This window comes from Undibacterium sp. GW821-FHT11B02, assembly GCF_058808955.1.
In genome coordinates this window covers 467,961-483,965 of sequence record NZ_JBXASD010000005.1, presented here as the reverse complement: position 1 = coordinate 483,965, position 16,005 = coordinate 467,961, and the positions used below count along the sequence as shown (strand labels likewise).

Here is a 16,005-nt window from a genome sequence, read left to right as displayed (position 1 = left end):
AGACGATTTCTACCTAAGCTTATGCAAAAATATAAGTAGAAAATCAATATTTTTGTTGGTGGTATTGCTACACAGTCAGAATGCTTTGCTATTATGACAATTCCTCATCGCGTGGAGCGCGCATGGCTGCCTGGCTGGCACGACTGGAAAAACCTCGTTGCTGCAAAAATGCTGACTGCTTCATCTTTTCCTGATGATCTTGCGGCGGATGGGGGAATTTTCTATGCAAGACCTGAATCGCTCTTTCAACTTCGGATTCTTTTAATTCTTCTTTGACGTGCTCTATATCCTGCGCATCCAGGCCATGGCTTTGCAATTCCGCCAGTATGCGATTGTTGCCAAATCTAGCCTGACGCCGGTTCACCAACGATTCAGAAAAACGTTCTCCAGACAGATACTTGGCTGCCTCCAGAAAATCCAGCACACTTTCAACATCATCACCCTCTTCTGCATAGCGCGCCAGCTTGCGTTCCAGCTCCATACGACTATGTTCACGCATGGATAAATAACGCAGCGCCCTGGCTTTCAGGCTAAGTGGAGGTCTTTTCATACTTTAAAAACAAAAATGCCAGTCAGACAGCGCAAGTATCTCGCGCCACCAACTGGCATGATTCAAGGCTCAGGGCGCCTGCCTGACTTATTATTCAGCCGTTGCTGCTGCCATCAACAAAGGCACACCCAGATGCAAGCGAACTTTGTTTTCAATTTCAAATGCCAGCTCAGGGCGCTCTTTCAGATAAGTACGTGCATTATCCTTACCCTGGCCAATGCGTTCGCCATTATAGCTATACCAGGCACCGGCTTTTTCTATGATCTTGGCGTCAGCTGCCAGATCCAGAATTTCGCCTTCGCGGGATGTACCTTCACCATACATGATGTCAAAGTGCGCTTCTTTGAATGGCGGCGCCACCTTGTTCTTCACAACTTTCACCTTGGTTTCATTGCCCACCACTTCGTCACCAGACTTGATAGAACCAGTGCGGCGAATATCCAGACGCACAGAAGCATAAAACTTCAGCGCATTACCACCTGTCGTGGTTTCAGGGCTACCAAACATGACACCAATTTTCATACGAATCTGGTTAATAAAGATCACCAGGGTATTGGTACGTTTGATACTGCCTGTCAATTTACGCAAAGCCTGAGACATCAGACGTGCCTGCAAGCCAGGCAAAGAATCACCCATGTCACCTTCAATCTCGGCCCGTGGCGTCAAAGCCGCCACAGAGTCGATGACCACCAGGTCAACACTGCCAGAACGTACCAGCGCATCCGTAATTTCCAGTGCCTGTTCACCCGTATCTGGCTGTGAAATCAGCAAATCAGACAGATTCACACCCAGTTTCTGCGCATAACCCACGTCCAGCGCATGTTCCGCATCGATAAATGCACAAGTGCCACCCAGTTTTTGCATTTCAGCAATAGCCTGCAATGTCAGCGTGGTTTTACCTGACGATTCAGGACCGTAAATCTCAACAACACGACCACGTGGCAAGCCACCAACGCCCAGTGCAATATCCAGACCCAGTGAACCTGTGGACACAACCTGCACTTCTTCTACCACCTCACCATCGGCCATGCGCATGACCGAACCTTTGCCAAACTGCTTTTCTATCTGTGCCAGTGCGGCAGCAAGTGCCTTTGCTTTTTCTGAGGCATTTTCTGGTTTCTTATCGTCCATACATTCTTTCATTCAATAAGCGGCGGGTGGAAAAATGAAGTGCAGGTTTAATTTCCTGCGTTTTGCAGTACTGTATAAAAAAACAGTGATTTATGCAAGCGACATTTTCAAAATATCTTTTACGCAAGCTTATTATAGATAAAGCAAGAAAAGTGTCGATTTCGATTTCGATTTCGATTTCGATTTCGATTTCGATTTCGATTTCGATTTCGATTTCGATTTCGATTTCGATTTTCATTTAACTCTGAACTTTTTTCACTTAACTCTGAACTCTTATGATCTTAAGAGGCCAACGTCGATCTTCGACTATGTTCCTTCACTTTAGTCGATGCGAACGCTAGATCAGATACCTCAATGCAAGTGAAATTTGCCCCCCCCCTCGAAGGTCAGACATGACCCTTGTCGGGTCTAAAATGCTCATGAACTTCGACTTGAATCGAGCACAGAGCCCAGAAAATAACATACGCTAAGCGACGAAACGTCAAAGTTCGGAATCACGCGAAGCCACTATTCCGCCACATTCCCGCCAGCTGATAGTTCAGCCCAATCCAATTCTTGAACAAGCACGCGAAATGCCTGATCACCGATAATCTCCAAATTTCGAAGTTCAATGGCTTTCTGCCGCGCCTTCGCCAGAGCTGATCTTATCAACGGCCCGCCGGGAACTTCAGTGAGCGGGTGAATGCGATCGCCTCCGACATTCAGATCAACAATTGCCTGATACTCCTTGCGCAACAGCTTTGCATGAAAAGAATCGTCATCCTGAATGAAGTCAATCAGCGCCTGATACATTTGCGCTCGACCAAGTCGTACTTCATTCGCCACTGCGTCATCTTCATCCAGCTTCAGCATGCGAATAATCGGCTTCATGGTGAGCCCCTGGATTACCAGCGTCCCAAATACGACCGAAAATGCGCTGAGCAATATCAAGTCCCGATAAGGGAAGGCTGAGCCGTCTGGCAGGGTTTCCGGGATCGCGAAGGCGGCTGCTAAGGTAACGATACCGCGCATCCCCGCCCAGGACACGACGACGCTACCGCCCCATGTCCGTTTCGCTCGTCCGCCAGTTGGGCGCCCCCGTTCCTGACGCTTGGAAATTGCACTGTAGGTCATGACCCAAAGAAAGCGGGTCGCTATCACAGCGACCAAAACGGACACTGCAACAGTGACAGATTCTACGCGCCCAGGGCCGTTACCAAGCCGCTCCCAGATCGACCGCAGTTGCATGCCTATCAAGACAAAGGCCAGTGCATTGAGCATGAAAACGACTGTCTCCCAAACAGCCTGAATGGGGACGCGCATGCTCGCAGGAATCTTCGGTCCGCCGTCTCGCGCCATTGTCATGGCGAACGCGACCATGGTCAGAACTCCTGAAAGTCCGACACGCTCAGCGAGTATCCAGACTCCAAACGTGACAACGAACTGCAATATCAATGATGTCGGGACATGCTTGGGCGCACTCACCACCGGCCGAATGACAAACCCTACGCCAATTCCGGCACCAATGCTTCCGAACACCGTAAGAAGAAAAACCGGCAGGTAATCGCTCAGACCCAATGGCCCGGCAATGATGGCCATTAGCGCTAGGCGATAGACCAACAGCGCGCTTGCGTCATTGAGTAGACTCTCGCCTTCAAGTACGCTCAGCACCCGATGAGGGAGTCCGACTTGGCGCATTACGGCGGTCGCGGCGGCTGCGTCAGGCGGCGCTACGATTGCGCCGAGGCAAATTGCGACCGCCCACGGCGTGCCAGGCACTAGCCAGCGGCAAACTAGCGCAACCCCAACGACAGTAGTAGCAACTGCAGCAACAACCAAACCCGCAACCGGCTTCCACTGCCGGCGCAAGTCTCGCAAAGACGTATCATAGGCGGCGTCAAGCAGAACGGGGGCTACAAATAGGGTAAGAGCCAGTTGAGGATCAAGTGTCCAACGAGGGCTTTCTGGAATTAGTCCGACACCTACGCCACCAAGCGCCAACATCGTCGGATAAGGAGCACCAAAGCGGCGAGCAAATTCGGCCAAGGCCGCAGCAGCGAGGAGGAGTACTAGAATCCATTCAAACGTTTCCACTTTTACTCCCCGCTATGAAATACTTGCTTCATCTTGAGCGTGTACCTTACTCGCTCTTCACCGCCGGCAAGCGCTGCAGGACGTAATCGCTGACCTTATTTGCAGAAGCATCGATGAGTGTATCAACGCGGTTATTCAGCATGTAGACGTCCTTTCCTCTCGTTGTCACAGCAGTAGGGAAAGATACCACGCTCTTAGCCAGCTCTTGAACCTTGGCGGACTTCCAATCGTCGATGCTCGCCAACAGCATGGCGCGGTCATACCCTTGATTCTGGGCCACGATCATCGAAGTCTTGCCCAGCAATTCAATACCGTCGGCGCCGGGAACCTTGATCGACAATTCAACGATCTGGACCTCGACTCTTGGTTTGAGCGTTATTTTGTAGAAATCGCCGCTATTGTGCTTCCCGACGAGCAGATACCCGCTATCGTGATAAGCGATACCATTCAGGTTGAAGTTTTGCCCTTCGAATTTCTCGCTGCTGACCAATACCCGCGCCTTCATCTTCTGATCGATCACATAGACGACCGGTGCAAAACTGTCGGTCACGTAGATGTTGCCTGCGCCGTCGAACGCAAGATCATTGGCGCAGTGAGCACCTGGCACGAGAGGCGCGAGATCGATATATCGCTTCCGCTTTCCAGACTTCGCATCAAAAGCAATCACTGCGGCAGTCTTGCCCTGTGTCCGCGGCGAGCTGGCCATCGAGACCCCAATATCGCAGAGTGCAGCCCAAACCCAGTTGCGTTTGGCGTCGTACTTGATACCACCTGACCCGAACATCAATTTGTCTGACGCAAATTTCCGATAGTCGCCGGAAGGCGAAACAATCCCAATGGTTCCCAGACGAAGGGAACCGACGAAGAAGGCGTTTTGGCGCTGCGACCAAGCCACACTTTCGGGATATGCCTGATCTGCATGGAACGTGATTGCATCTGGCAATGGCTCAGCCACAGCAGAGAAATGCATGATGCCGCCGATTATGGCCGCGACAAGAACTTGCTTCCAATGTGACGGCATTACATCATCCCCAGCACAGGATGCGTGACATAGGGCTTTTCGAGCGCCATTATTTCATCGCTGGAGAGTTGAATATCAAGGGCCGCCACAGCTTCTTCCACGTGCTTGATGGCGGTTGTTCCAACGATCGGTGCGGTGATGTATGGCTTGCTGAGCATCCACGCCAGCGACATTTGAGCCATCGAAATACCGCGTGCATGGGCCATTTCTTGAACGTTGTCAATGACCACCTTGTCCATTGGATTGGTGCCGTCCCAAACCCACTTGGACACTTCGTCGACCTGGACGCGCGCTGTCGAAGTTCCCCACGGATGCGCCAGGCGACCGCCGGCAAGTGGGCTCCATGGTGTCAGCGCGATCTTGCGATCCTCGCAGAGCGGAATCATCTCGCGCTCTTCTTCTCGATAGATAAGGTTGTAATGGTTCTGCATGGCGACGAACTTCGTCCAGCCGTTTCTCTCAGCGATGTTTTGCATGCGTTCGAACTGCCAAGCATACATAGTCGAAGCGCCAATGTATCGCACCTTGCCGCTCTTCACAACATCGTGGAGTGCCTCCATAATTTCTTCCATGGGAGTCAGGGGATCGAGCCGGTGAATCGTGTACAGGTCCACGTAGTCCAGACCGAGTCGCTTCAGACTCTTGTCGATTTCGCCGAGGATGGCTTTGCGCGAAAGGCCGCTACCATTCGGCTTGCCTTGGCGCATCTCCATGCGCACCTTGGTTGCCACGACAATATCGTCCCGATCAAGATTAAATTCCCGGATAAGTTTCCCGGTCACCTCTTCACTGGTGCCAAGTTGGTACACGTTGGCGGTGTCGAAGTAATTGATGCCCAGTTCAATCGCTTTTTTGAAAATTGGCTTGGCCTCTTCAAAATCGCGTGCCCACGGGAAGAGGCCGTGTTCGCTCCCTGGTTTTCCGAAGCTCATCATCCCGAGGCAGATTTTGGAGACATCGAGACCGGTATTTCCAAGTTTGACATATTTCATGGTTTTCACTTTCATTTGTTTGTAGTTTCTTTTAATCGGAACATCCAGTGGTTTCGCCCCCCGCCAGGATTGGGCGGCGAACCACATACCAAAGGACCAAAAGGAGCGAGATGGACAGCAGAATTGCCGCGCCAGTGAGTGACACGCCGATACGGTGTGCAAGTTCGACGTTTGACGCTGTTCCGGCCGGAACAACTGGCGTGGCGAATACAACAACAAGGATTGCCAGACCAAAAGCGCCGCCCAATTGATGTGCCACACCAACTAATCCAGAGGCAGAGCCGGCATCTCCGGGCTCGACGCCGGCAACTCCGTTAATGGTCAGGAGCGCCAGGGTTGAACCCATACCTGTACCAACCAACATCATTGGCAGTTCCACACCAAGCAGGAAAGGCGTCTCCACGCCAATCTGTCCGAGCCATCCCATACCGACAAGCGAAATCGTCAGCATGCTTACCAGCACCGTATTGTTCCCAAAGCGCTTTGCGAGACGCGGAGTAGCCAAGGCACCAAGAAAGTTTGCAAGCATCGATGGGAAGAAGGCCAGACCCGCCCACATAGGGCGCATTCCCAATACACCCTGAAGGTATTGCGTGGAGTAGAAAAAGAAACCCATTGCGGCGCCAATAAATAGGACGCGCGCAGCGTTCGCGCCCGACCTGACTGTACTAGAGAACAAGCGCAGTGGCAGAATTGGTTGTTCAGCCTTGCTCTCTATCTGTAAAAACATTGTAAGTAGCATCAAACCTATCGCCAACGGAAGCGCGGTTCCTGGGTGCAGCCAGCTTTCTTCAGCAGCGTGGACCAAGCCATACACCAAGGCAACAACGCCAACAGTGGAGAATACGGCCCCCGCAATATCAAATCGCCCTGGCTGCTTTGGGGTTTCAGCAATATAGCGTCTTGTGGACCACATCAGCACAGCTCCGATCGGTACATTGACAAAGAACCCAGCACGCCAGGAGACCAAATCCGCAAGAATGCCGCCCAGCACCAAACCGATGCTTGCAGTAACCCCTCCGACGGCGCCATACCATCCAAGAACGCGGTTCCGCTCTGGTCCTTCCGAAAAACTTGTCGCCAGCAACGCTAGTGTGGATGGGGACAAGATGGCGGCGCCGACCCCTTGTACAGCGCGCGCACCAACCAGCCATGCCGGTGATGTCGCCAGGCCGATAGCCAATGAGGCCAAGGTAAAAATCCCCAGACCAAGGTTGAAGATAAAGCGTCGCCCTAACAAATCGCCCGCGCGCGCGCCAAGCAACATGAGGCCGCCAAACGCGAGTGCATAGGCGTTTTGCACCCAGGACAAGCCAGCGGCGGAAAAATGGAGTCCGTCACGAATGGAAGGCAAGCCGGTAATCACGATCGAGTTATCAATCACGATCATCGCGTAACTGACCAGGATCGTGGCGACCAGTGCTCCACGATGTGACGAGGATGGCACCGTTAAACTAGCATCCACGGCCAAACTCTCTGTGAACGCCCAAGCTGCGGCGCGTCTCCATACCTGGAATTGTCACCAGTTGCACGACGAGATCGGCAACGCTTTTGCGCGAAACCAGATCCCCGGCAAAACGAAAGTCCTCGCCCTTTTGGGTGGTGCCGTATTCGATCTCGTCCCGGTTGCTCAACCATGACGGACGCAAGATGGTGTAGTCTAGGTCAGAACTTTCGATGACAGCAGCCGCATCACGATAAGGATCAAGCACCTTGTCATAGTCGTCTCCCGGTACCTCGTTGTAGATTCCCATCGAACTGATGAAGACTAAGCGCTTTAGCCCGGTGCCCTTCATCGCAATGACAATCGTCCGCGCCATTTGCACGAGATCTCCCGAAAGATTGGCATAGACGACGTCGTGGCCGGGCATCACCTTGGCCAGCGTCTGTGCGTCGAGTACATCTCCTTCGACGACATCAACAAGGGGATTGCCGGCGTACTGGTACAAGCGCTTCGCACGGCGGCAGAAGAGTGTGAGCTTAACATCACCGCGTTCGAGAAAGAGATCGATCGCCCAATGTGCGATTTGCCCATTGGCGCCAAGAATTAGAACCTTCGTCATTGGCTATTCTTCCCTGATGGCGTGCCGAACCAATAGGCGGCAGTAACACCACCGTCCATTAAAATGTCGCTGCCCGTGATGAACCCGCCATCGGGGCCCATTAAAAACGCTGCCAGATTGCCGATCTCATCAGGCGTGCCGGCACGACCTACGGCGCAGGTTTCGATCATGTGGCGATATCCTGCCCCACGTGGGCCGGTGAGTTCGTCACGCGCAAGTGGTGTCATGACGATGCCCGGACTGATCGTATTGATTCGAGCGCCACGACGGCCCCAATGTACTGCCTCGGCCATCACTCGCAGGGAATTCCCACGCTTGGACAGTTGATAGGCATGTAGCGTATCGGTTACTTTCCCGGGTTGCAGCATGTCAAGCTTGAGCAACTCCTCAGTCGGCACAGTCGCCAGCGCCTGGTTTTGGTCCAGAGTCAATGCCGGCAAGCGATGGCCTGACTGGGAAGAGATGACGACCCCAGATCCGCCACGCGCAATGACTTCGCCGAACAATTCAAGAACGAGCGCTGTCCCATACAGGTCGACCTTCAAGATGGTATCAATGGGCGCTTGAGATGGCGATACGCCTGCCGCATGGATCAGGCTGGTGACAGTTCCCAGTTCTTGGGCCTTATTGACAAGCGCCTTTACCGATTCGCGCGACGATATGTCAACGGCTGCCGCACTAACTTCGAATCCGGCGTTGGCGAGCGCCTCGGCAGCCTCGACAGCGCTTTCTTTTGTGACATTGGCAAGCAGCACATGTTTGCCAGCACCGACCCGGCGTGCAATCGCTTGGCCGATGAAACCTGCTCCGACGACGGCGACAACTTCTTTCATGATGATCTCCGTAGATTGTTGCCCGTAAAAAATAGCACCGCAAATTGACGTGCAATTAGCCCGAATGGCGAGTTAGCCAGTAGACTAAACCTTCCTCATTCAATAAACTAGACGCATTTTTATAATTGAACTCATGACTCAATTTCATTAATGAGGTGTATGTGGAACGTGAAGATTTGGCGGATTTGACGATTTTTGTTGCTGTCGCGGAAGCAAGAAGCTTTACGGCGGCCGCGAAGAAGCTAGGGCTCTCACAATCCGCCTTGAGCCACGTTATCCGAAGACTGGAAGCACGTCTTGGGATGCGCTTGCTTGCTCGCACAACGCGAAGCGTCACTCCGACGGAAACTGGGGCCCGATTGCTCGAAACCCTGGTCCCAGCTTTAGTCAATATTGATGAGCGGATCTCTGATCTGACTCATTTCCGCGAAAAGCCCGCTGGAACGATCCGAATTTCGTCATCGGAATACGTCGCATCCACGATCCTGTGGCCGGCCATTAGTCGCATCGTTTCACAATATCCTGAAATTAACATCGAGCTTGAAGTGAACAATGCATTCATCGATATCGTGAAGGAGCGCTTTGATGCCGGCGTTCGCATTGGTGGGCCGGTTCCAAAGGATATGGTCGCCATTCCGATCAGTCCTAAACTGCGGATGGCTGCATTCGCCTCATCCGCGTATTTAAAGAAGCACGGAGCTCCCAAGTCCCCGGCCGAACTCTCTCACCACCACTGCATCAACCTGCGCTTAACACCGGACGCCAGCAGATATGCGTGGGAATTTAGCACTGGCGCGCGCGAGTTCAAGGTTAAGACGGACGGGCAATTGGTGTTCAATCGTGCTCATCTGGTAATAGAGGCCGCTCGTGCAGGACACGGCATAGGCTATCTGCTCGAATGTGCTGTCCAACCGTTTTTAGATGACGGAACTTTGGTTCAGGTCTTAGACGGCTGGTGCCCAGCTTTTGATGGCTATCAGCTGTATTTTCCAGTACGACGCCAAAACTCCCAAGCGTTTCGCATCCTTATCGATACCCTTCGATTTAGTGAATAGGACTTGGCGCCATGCGTGGATGGATCAGTATCCGCTTCAAATTCCCCGTGGCAAGCAATTTACTCGTCTACACTGAATGAAACGAAAAACTCCTGAAAGTTCTGTCATGACGGGTGCGCTTTCAAGACAAGAGTTCGACACTCTGCGAATGCTTTTGAGACTTGGATCGATGTATCACGCCAAGCGGAATTTCCCTGCTCATTCCGCTGAATATGACTTGACCAATTTCGTCCAAAGGATTTACCAGCCTCCCTAAGTCACAGGTTTGATAGAACCGCCATAGTAAATATTGGACTGAATAGCCCGCACCACAGGAAGCGCATCAATGAATAAAGTAAAGCTATGATTACAGTTTCCCTCCCAATCTTGCAGAGTTCTGCTCATCTCGATGCATGACCAGAGCAAACTGCCCGCAGCGTTGGAAAAAAAACACTTCCGCTTCCTTGATATAGCCCTGCACCGTACCGCCATGGCACCAGCCCGTTGAGCGCTGGTGGCCATCCACCGCCGCAGACTGTGGCTCTACAGCTCCGGCACTTAGCCTGGCTTGGCGAGCTGGGCCACATCGGCCAGGATGGCGTTGACGCTGGCTGGGTACAGCGCGTCCGTTCCCACCAGAATCAAGCTGGCTTAAAACCGAAACGGGTAAAAATCGTAAGCAGCCAGGCTGCTTAAAACAAATCATCCGAACCAAAAAGAACTGGGATTTGAGGGGGCGTATGACCGGGTGACAGACTTCGCTAGGACGTGGAAGGTGGATCAAACCGACAGAGTCAGTTCGGCTAGCAAACGAATACGATATCTTAAAGTTCAAACTTAAATAAAAAAAAACCTTACGAATTCAGAGTTAAAAGAAAAAATAGTTCAGACTTAAATTGCCTGCAGTTTTGTATGTACTTGATTCCGCTGCTTCTGCAGTTCAAAGTTAAATGAACATCGACACGATTTTCATTTAATGCTGTTCAGGTTTTCGACAAGTGACACATCCTGCTGTCTGCGCTGAGGTCAAAAAGCAAGCTGAGGATGGCTCTGTGTTGGATGCGCTGTTATCAATGCTGATCCTCCAGGCGCGCCGTGCGTCCCAACATGGGTTCCTGGAAACGGCTTGCTGACGCCTTGTCACGCCCTGTAGTGAATAGGGATTGACGATATCACCGTTGTTATCAACGGCACGGCGCAACACATCTATCATTCGACTCGGCCTCAAGATATTCTGGGCACGTAGTCTGGCAGGGGCTGCCAATGGCGACAGACTCTTTTTCGTGCGACGACAGCCTTGGGGGGGCGTAAAAACTTTGGCAGAATATTGATGAAGTAGCCACTGACAATTCGCCTGAGCGAAACGCACAATGCGTCCTTCACTTTTCACGCAAAGCTGCTCCTTATTGGGTGTCTTATTGCGTGTCTTATTGCGTATACCTCAGGCTCGCGACGAAACGTTCGGATTCGGCTATAGCCACGTCACCTGCCACTTTGGCGATGATGCCAATTTCTACCAGGTAACGCCCATTGATCACCATCCGGCTACGTGCATCGCCCTGCTCGTTCGTCAGCGTGTAGTCTGTAGCTGAAAAATTTCCCACTTTGGTGCTGGTGACATTGGACACCTCGCCGTGCATATTGATACTCGAAGGGTCAGACACATCATAGTTCGCTTTATTGCCAGCATCGTACACGACTTTGCTGTCGCGCTTAGTAGCGAAAGGGTTGGTAAATATGCTGCCGCCTGAATCATGCTGATTGCTGGAGCGATCTAGCGACTGGCTGATTCTTGCAGCGTTGACATTGCCTGGCATGCTCGATATCGTCATCGTCATCAAAGTATGCTCAGATTCAGCCGCACATATTTTCTTGCCTACTCCTCTACTATCTTGCCCCACGTCTATGCATTGCACTGTGGCAGGTACTTTTACCGAAAAACCACTATTTTCCAATTTAAAATCAGACCAGGTCGCTGCCACATCCATTTTGGCCGCTTGATCAACGGCGTTGCCACTCATATGATCCGACCTTGCCGCATCTGCTGTTTTGTCTGCATTGCTACATGCGCTCAAACCCGATGCTGCTACAACGACCCATGCCAACACTATCAGATTTTTCAATTCATTCTCCCTTACCTGGCACCGGCCACCGCCATACCACCCGGAGGCGGCATGGCGTATGCATTACTGCCACTGGCACTTCCTCTGAAGATCAGTTAAAAGCCCACAATTTGGTATAGCCAACATTGACATCCAGAGCCAGCTCAACTTCTGCAGACCCAATACCGATGGTGAAACTCGGAATCGCGTCCGGTGGCAGAGCATAGCTCGTCAACTGTGTCAGACTGGGCTTGAAGAAGCCGCTGACATCGGCATAATCTTTGCCAAGCGCGACCGGGTCCCAATTCACGCCGACCGATACGCCTGAGTCCAGCATACCTGCCACACCAACGCCAACGCTCGCGCCAACTGCATTCTTGATGGAGCCTGGCGACCAGGTCAAGGTATAACTTTGGCCCGCGCCGGCCTGAGCACCTACCGACCCGCCATAGCCTGAGACGTAGCCAACTTCATAGCTACCATCAGCGGAGGGGAACAGATTCATGGCTATGCCATAACTTTGTTTAACACCGCCAATAGCGCTAGCATCGGACACCACATTAATGCTGATGCTGGAATTTGTTACTTTGTCCATATACGGCGCCGAGGCATCGGGCCCGATGAATTTCAATGCAGTCGCCAAAAATTTCATGTCGTCGCGCACCTGCTGTGTCACTGGCACGCCGCTACTGAAGGAACCTGCGGTGTTAGCCAGCCTGGTCAAGGCCCTCTGCACCTCATTGGGACCTGAGTTAGTACTTGACGCAGCGTTGGTGAGCCCTCTGGAGAGCGCAATCTTGGCATTGAGCACGGCAGCTTGTGCTTGGACATCCCCCTGCGCTGCAAAGGCAAGCGCAAATTTGTATCCATAAAAAAGGTTACCAACAATGAACTGATCCACCGCATCGAAACCTGCCCTCACTTCTGCTGCACCTGCTTTAAGTGCGGCAATCAATTGATTATCAAAGCGGGGGTCGCGCAGCACAGCAATAAAAAATTGCATATTTTTGACAAGGCCAAGCTTGTCCTCAACACTCAGTGGTGAGCTGGCAATCTCTTTCATTTGATAGTCAAGCCCTTGAGCAAGTGAGTTCAATTCATTGTTTAAATACGCGATTTGATACGTCACATCGTTAATTTGATTCTGCAAAGAATTTTTAAGAACTTTGGGAGCTGACTGAGATTGCCTTTGTAAGCTCGAGAGTCTGGCAGTCTGGCTGGTTATTGTATTTTTATCCGACTCGACTTGCTTGTACATCAGCATGACGCCATTGATCAGATCAATATTTTTATTTGTGTTATAGACCTTATAGCCCAGCGAGATCAGCTTGCCGTCAAAATTATTAATGGCATCAATGGCAGTGGTGGCGCCGACATAGGGATTAGCCGTCGACGTAAATCTAACCAGTGCGTTCTTGATGTAGACCAGTTCACCACCTATCTGTCGCACCACATAGGTCTGGCCGTTGATGACGGCTGTGGCCTCACCAGTGACGCTATTGACGACCACCGTAACACCATTAGCCAGCGTTTGAGTCGCTCCGGCAACAGTGTTGCCAGCACTCTCTAGTCCCTTCTCAACAGTATCAAGAATACTGGCTGAGGCGCTACCGGTGAACAGGGCAAAACAGAGCCCTGCCAATAGTGTTTTTGAAAACTTGATGCTTGAATTATTTTTCATATGAGACCTCTTATTTTGGTGTGGTTGAAATCAATCTGCCGGATGGCAGGCATGGCCTGGCGCCACGCAAGCCCTGGTATTTTCACTTCACGTCGTCGTATATTTATCCCTAAGCCTGATGATCACTTTACAGATTGCAAATTAGACAAACCATACGAAAAACACCGTAGTTTTTAAAATAAGCCTCATTATTTTTGCAAGCCGGGCAAGCGGATTGAAGCGCTCAGGAAATGACGATTTCCGTTAAGAATCCGGTCTATGGCTGCCAAGAAGAATGTCCAAGCGCCAGCGCTGGAGCGAAGATTGGTTCACGAAATGCAAGAGTAAAGGCACTTTTTCAGGAGAAATGTTTTGCGATTTTCACGTTTTTACGGATCTCACAACTCCCGCAGATAAACTCATAACAGAGGGCTGCATTGGGGGAAAATTCAGCTAAAGCGACGACTTGAATAGCAGAAAGCAATCTATGGTGAGTATTGTTTTTGACCTGAAAACAACCTAGAATCTCTGTAGCAACGTTGCCGTGGCACCATTTTGGCCAACATGAATGGAACGGGATATTCCAGATCGGCAATGCAAAAATAACTTGACACTTTCGGCACGCTTATCAACCGCATTGTCATACCCTAATCGGGCCCCAGGATGAACATTCACGCCCGTGCTGCAAGCTTTCTCTTACTGCTACTCGCATTTCTCTGCTCCGCGCAGGCCGCGCCTTGTGACGTACAAGGACAGGAGCAAATCAACCTTGCCAAATGCACACAAACAATCACGAGTGCGCAAGCACTGAGCGAACTGGCAATACAAGACTTTGTCCTCCCCAAGCAAGGCAAATGGCAGCAAGGTAACTGGTATCGCCTTGACCTGGTCGCCAGCCCCGCAACACGTATGCTCGACCTGGGTATTCCAGACGCCTATCAGGCACGGGTTTATCTGATGCAAGACGGACACACCCAACTTGTGCTCGATCTCGACAGTACCAGCAATTTCGCTGCGCGCCCCGTCATGCACCGCAGCCTGATTGCACCACTGACCCTGGCCGCTGGTCCGGCTACCATCTATGTCTATTACCGCTTTCGTTTCCACGCGAAGACGCCGATGTTTGCACGCTTACTGAGCGCCACGAAGCTGAGTAGCAGCGATACCGTGGACAATATGTTCAATGGATTGCTCTTTGGCCTGGTGCTGGCGGTGGCGCTCACGCTGTGGCTGGGCTTTAGCTCGCAGCGCCGCACCGGTTTGCGCTTGTACGGGGCGGTGGCGCTCGCCAATACTTTATTTATCGCTCAGGCCGAGGGCTATCCCTTCGCCTTTTTTTGGCCCGACTCTCCTGGCTGGAATATGCGGGCACCTGGTGTGCTGGGCATGCTGGTCGTGATGAGTCATATCGCCTTTGCTGTCAATTTCCTGCAAATGAAGCAGTCCATGCCGCGCCTGTATATCTTGCACAAATGGCTGTTTGGTGCGGCGCTGGTAGCAATCGTGCTGCACATTTTGCTGGCACACGACGTTGCTCCGGCATTGATCGTGATCAGCTATTCAGTGATCGGTTGCCTCAGCGCCATTCTGGGTGTACGCCAAGGCATCAGCGCAGCGCGCTTTTATTTGGCGGGCGGGATCATGCTGGCATTTTTTCCTTTTGTGCTGCTGATCTATGTTGTGCTTGGGGTTAACCTGCCGTCTTACCTGCCATTGCTGGCCTACCCCAAGTTCGGCTACCTGGGCGAGACGATTATTTTTGGTGCGGCCGTGATCCGGCAGATCAATGAATTGGGTGCTCGTCAAACACGACAACGCCTTGAGCGTTTGGCTGAAACCGAACAATTGCTATACGCTGAAAAAGAGAAATTCGCGGCGCTGGAAAAGGCCAGCGAGCAGCAATTGCGATTGGCAGCGGCCAGCCATGACATCGCGCAACCGCTGGCATCGTTGCGCTTTGCTATCACGGCGCTACATCAACAACATCCGGCCGGACCGCTCATCGACCATATTGATCACACGCTCCAGTACACGCAATCCCTGCTCAAGGATGTGATTGGCGAAGTGCGCCAAGATCTGCATGAGCCTGAGCAAATCGTACTCGGTAGTCTGTTTAGCCAGCTTGGGCAAGCATTTCAGCAGAATGCTGCCGACAAAGGTCTGCGCTTGTCGGTACACCCCAGCAATCTGCAATTTGCCGGGCATTCTTTATTGTTGTACCGCATTTTGGCCAACCTGCTGGCCAATGCGGTCCGCTATACACCGAAGGGGCGTATCTTGCTCGGTGCCAGGCGGCGTCCGGACGGCATCGACATCCTTGTGTATGATACCGGCCCGGGCATCCCCAAGGCGATTGAGCAACGTATGCTACAGCCATTTCAGCAAGCGGTGAGCGGGGATGGTTTCGGCCTTGGCTTATTCATCGTCAAAAATCTGTGCCTGCATTGCAACTACCAATTAAGGATCAGCTCCATTGCAGGGCGTGGAAGCTGCTTCGCTATCCACATACCGCTCGCTGTACCAGAATAAAAATCACGCTTTTTCCC

At 51.9% G+C, this 16,005-nt stretch carries 13 protein-coding genes; 2 read left to right on the top strand and 11 right to left on the bottom strand.

What is annotated here, in order from left to right; translation table 11 throughout:
• Positions 1–91: 91 nt before the first annotated feature.
• The 9 genes from recX to AC1RVX_RS13245 form a co-directional block, all read right to left on the bottom strand.
• Positions 92–550: a recombination regulator RecX gene (gene recX, locus AC1RVX_RS13285; RefSeq protein ID WP_493217064.1), complete on the bottom strand. Its 459-nt coding sequence runs from the start codon at positions 548–550 to the stop codon at positions 92–94.
• Between the two features lie 90 nt (positions 551–640).
• A complete protein-coding gene (gene recA, locus AC1RVX_RS13280; protein ID WP_493217063.1) occupies positions 641–1,681 on the bottom strand; it encodes a recombinase RecA in 1,041 nt (346 codons plus the stop codon).
• Positions 1,671–1,919: a hypothetical protein gene (locus AC1RVX_RS13275; RefSeq protein ID WP_493217062.1), complete on the bottom strand. Its 249-nt coding sequence runs from the start codon at positions 1,917–1,919 to the stop codon at positions 1,671–1,673. The genes recA and AC1RVX_RS13275 overlap by 11 nt, the downstream gene beginning before the upstream one ends.
• A gap of 269 nt (positions 1,920–2,188) precedes the next feature.
• Positions 2,189–3,754, bottom strand: coding sequence for a cation:proton antiporter (locus AC1RVX_RS13270; RefSeq protein WP_493217061.1), 1,566 nt, complete (start codon positions 3,752–3,754; stop codon positions 2,189–2,191).
• A gap of 46 nt (positions 3,755–3,800) precedes the next feature.
• Entirely contained in the window at positions 3,801–4,775 is a 975-nt protein-coding gene (locus tag AC1RVX_RS13265) for a hypothetical protein (protein ID WP_493217060.1), read from the bottom strand.
• Positions 4,775–5,767 (bottom strand): aldo/keto reductase, encoded by a 993-nt coding sequence (locus AC1RVX_RS13260; RefSeq protein WP_493217120.1) that lies wholly within the window; start codon positions 5,765–5,767, stop codon positions 4,775–4,777. The genes AC1RVX_RS13265 and AC1RVX_RS13260 overlap by 1 nt, the downstream gene beginning before the upstream one ends.
• Before the next feature lie 31 nt (positions 5,768–5,798).
• Complete coding sequence (locus AC1RVX_RS13255) at positions 5,799–7,232, bottom strand: MFS transporter (protein ID WP_493217059.1); 1,434 nt, start codon at positions 7,230–7,232, stop codon at positions 5,799–5,801.
• Positions 7,222–7,830 (bottom strand): NAD(P)H-binding protein, encoded by a 609-nt coding sequence (locus AC1RVX_RS13250; protein ID WP_493217058.1) that lies wholly within the window; start codon positions 7,828–7,830, stop codon positions 7,222–7,224. The genes AC1RVX_RS13255 and AC1RVX_RS13250 overlap by 11 nt, the downstream gene beginning before the upstream one ends.
• Positions 7,827–8,663 carry an SDR family oxidoreductase gene (locus tag AC1RVX_RS13245; protein ID WP_493217057.1) on the bottom strand — a complete coding sequence of 279 codons (837 nt, stop codon included), beginning with the start codon at positions 8,661–8,663 and terminating at the stop codon, positions 7,827–7,829. Before AC1RVX_RS13245 ends, AC1RVX_RS13250 begins: the two co-directional genes overlap by 4 nt.
• Positions 8,664–8,824: 161 nt before the next feature.
• Here AC1RVX_RS13245 and AC1RVX_RS13240 point away from each other — a divergent pair, with 161 nt between their 5' ends.
• Entirely contained in the window at positions 8,825–9,718 is an 894-nt protein-coding gene (locus tag AC1RVX_RS13240) for a LysR family transcriptional regulator (RefSeq protein ID WP_493217056.1), read from the top strand.
• Positions 9,719–11,124: 1,406 nt separating this feature from the next.
• Here AC1RVX_RS13240 and AC1RVX_RS13235 read toward each other — a convergent pair.
• Positions 11,125–11,820 carry a hypothetical protein gene (locus tag AC1RVX_RS13235; RefSeq protein ID WP_493217055.1) on the bottom strand — a complete coding sequence of 232 codons (696 nt, stop codon included), beginning with the start codon at positions 11,818–11,820 and terminating at the stop codon, positions 11,125–11,127.
• A gap of 91 nt (positions 11,821–11,911) precedes the next feature.
• Positions 11,912–13,480 (bottom strand): hypothetical protein, encoded by a 1,569-nt coding sequence (locus AC1RVX_RS13230; RefSeq protein ID WP_493217054.1) that lies wholly within the window; start codon positions 13,478–13,480, stop codon positions 11,912–11,914.
• 642 nt (positions 13,481–14,122) lie between these two features.
• Between AC1RVX_RS13230 and AC1RVX_RS13225 the strand changes: the two genes are divergently transcribed.
• Positions 14,123–15,988, top strand: a complete 1,866-nt coding sequence (locus AC1RVX_RS13225; protein WP_493217053.1) for a sensor histidine kinase — start codon at positions 14,123–14,125, stop codon at positions 15,986–15,988.
• The last annotated feature ends 17 nt before the right edge of the window (positions 15,989–16,005 follow it).